Annotated in this window: 4 protein-coding genes; all 4 read right to left on the bottom strand. The window is 71.3% G+C overall.

Going from position 1 to position 1,836, the window contains the following annotated elements:
• Positions 1-149 precede the first annotated feature (149 nt).
• A complete protein-coding gene (locus CCN39_RS47075) occupies positions 150-617 on the bottom strand; it encodes a hypothetical protein (protein ID WP_086853598.1) in 468 nt (155 codons plus the stop codon).
• 16 nt (positions 618-633) lie between these two features.
• Entirely contained in the window at positions 634-1,317 is a 684-nt protein-coding gene (locus tag CCN39_RS47070) for a LamG-like jellyroll fold domain-containing protein (protein WP_086853596.1), read from the bottom strand.
• A gap of 1 nt (position 1,318) precedes the next feature.
• The gene (locus CCN39_RS47065; RefSeq protein ID WP_086853594.1) at positions 1,319-1,597 is read right to left on the bottom strand and encodes a hypothetical protein; all 279 of its coding nucleotides are present in this window, start codon (positions 1,595-1,597) and stop codon (positions 1,319-1,321) included.
• The coding region (locus tag CCN39_RS50500; protein ID WP_158104619.1) for a hypothetical protein at positions 1,594-1,836 on the bottom strand (243 nt) is incomplete at its 5' end. The genes CCN39_RS50500 and CCN39_RS47065, both read right to left, overlap by 4 nt.

Below are 1,836 nucleotides of genomic sequence, written 5' to 3'. Positions count from 1 at the left end.
CGCTGCACCGGGCGCGGTGGGACTGCCGGTGCCGCCGCCACGGTGGCGGGCGGCACCGGCAGGTACCGGCCTCGACGGGCGATGAGGTTGCGCCAGCGTCGGTTCACTTGTCCAGTCCTCCTCTGCTGGCGTTGCTCACCTGCCCGTCATCACTCTTCGAATTCGGCGGAGATCACGAGGCTGTGGCTGGCCGGGAGCGCGTTGTCCCGGTTGATGAACACCAGCCCGTTCGAGGTGCCCGCCGAGACGATCAGCTCCTCGAGCAGCTCCCACGGCAGGTCCACACCGGACTGCGAGTTGAACGCCGCCCGGTACATGTCCGCCGTCCCGAGGGTCGGCGGGGTGGCGTAGCCGGTGTTCCACACCGACCCGGCCGCGGCCGAGTTCGGGTCGAGCTTGACCGGGGTCATGCCGGCCGACGGCGTGGTGCCCGCGGTGGTGACGCGGTTGATGCCGACGGTGAGCTGCTGGCTGGTCGGGGTCGAGGCGCCGGCGACGACGCCGAGGGTGACCCGGCGGAGCTTGTAGCCGTTGTTGGCGGAGGCCATGAGCCACGCGAAGCCGGTGTCCACGGCCAGGGCCGCGGAGCTCTTCGCCTGGACTGCGTATCGGGCCATGACGGTGGATCCCTTCTTAGTGGAAACTCCCGTACTGGGAGGTCTGGTAGATCGGTCCTGCTGCCGTCGTCAGGACCGGGTCGGTGTCGCTGGACAGCGCCGTGGAGCCAGTGGTGAGGTTTCGGCCGTTCCCGGAGCCGTCGGTGAGCGCGGCCGCGGTGAACGCCCAGTCGGCCCACAGGCCGGAGGTCCGGACCGCGGCAGCGGCTTGGCTTTCCGCGGCGATCTCGGCATCGGAGAGCACGGCGGTCCACATGCGCGCGTAGGCCATGCTGCCCTCGAGCCATTCCGAGCCGTCGCTGGGCGACCGGCTGAACAGCGTGACGGTGTCGGGTGTGCCGGAGGTGTTGACGGTGCCGGTGACCTTGGTCAGCGAGCCGGGGGTGTTGCCGTAGAACAGCTGTGCCGGGCCGCTGTTCATCGTGAACGCCAGGAATGCCCACGTGGACAGGGCTTGCTCGGCGCCGGCGATGCCGGTTGTCGAGGCTGCCGAGTAGAGCGTCGGCGTCCGGCCGTTGGTGCCGCGGAAGGAGAAGATCGCCGCGGTGCCGCCGCCGGCCTCGACCCGGATCATCGGGTGGAAGAGGTTCCCGGCGTGGACGGCGCCGACCTTTGCCCAGCAGCAGAACGTGACGCCGGCCAGTGACGGTGCCGTGGTCCGGCTGACGCGGTCGGTGGCCGCGTCCGACCGCGCCGCCACGTCAGGGCTCCGGAGCCGGGTTGACGCTCCCGACGACGAGGCCGTGCTGTCCGGCGGCCTTCAGCGCGTCGTCGAGGCTCGGGGTGTTCGGGACGGCGGCGACGGTGCCGCCGCCGACGAGCACGGCGCCGACGGCGGTCAGGGTGGCGAACAGCCCGGCGTCGATGTGGACGCCCGGCAGGGCGTTCAGGACCCCGAGCACGCCCGGGACGGCGGCGACCGCAACGGCTCCGGCGAGTGCCTTCCGGAACCGCTGGTACCAGGCCACGGCGGTGTTCACTGGGCACCGCCGGTGACCTGGTGCAGCATGTCCTTCACCGCGGCCGCGACCTCTTCGGGCGTGTACGAGGTGAAGTCCTTCGCCGCGATGGCCGAGGCGATCGTCGGTGCCAGCTCGCGGGCCAGCGCGGCCTCGTCGATGTCGTGGCCGTCCTTGATCAGCTGCACGAGGCCGCCGACCGTGGTCGCCAGCCCGGCGAGCTGGTCGTTGGCACGGTGGGCTTCCCAGTTGGTCCCTGT

Source organism: Amycolatopsis kentuckyensis (genome assembly GCF_002155975.1).
Taxonomy (GTDB): domain Bacteria; phylum Actinomycetota; class Actinomycetes; order Mycobacteriales; family Pseudonocardiaceae; genus Amycolatopsis; species Amycolatopsis kentuckyensis.
The sequence above is the reverse complement of the archived record's forward strand: the minus strand, read 5'-3'. Positions and strand labels throughout refer to the sequence as shown.

Coding starts and splice junctions, on each gene's coding strand:
- CCN39_RS47075 (WP_086853598.1), bottom strand. CDS start 617: ATGGCCCGATACGCAGTCCAGGCGAAGAGCTCCGCGGCCCTGGCCGTG.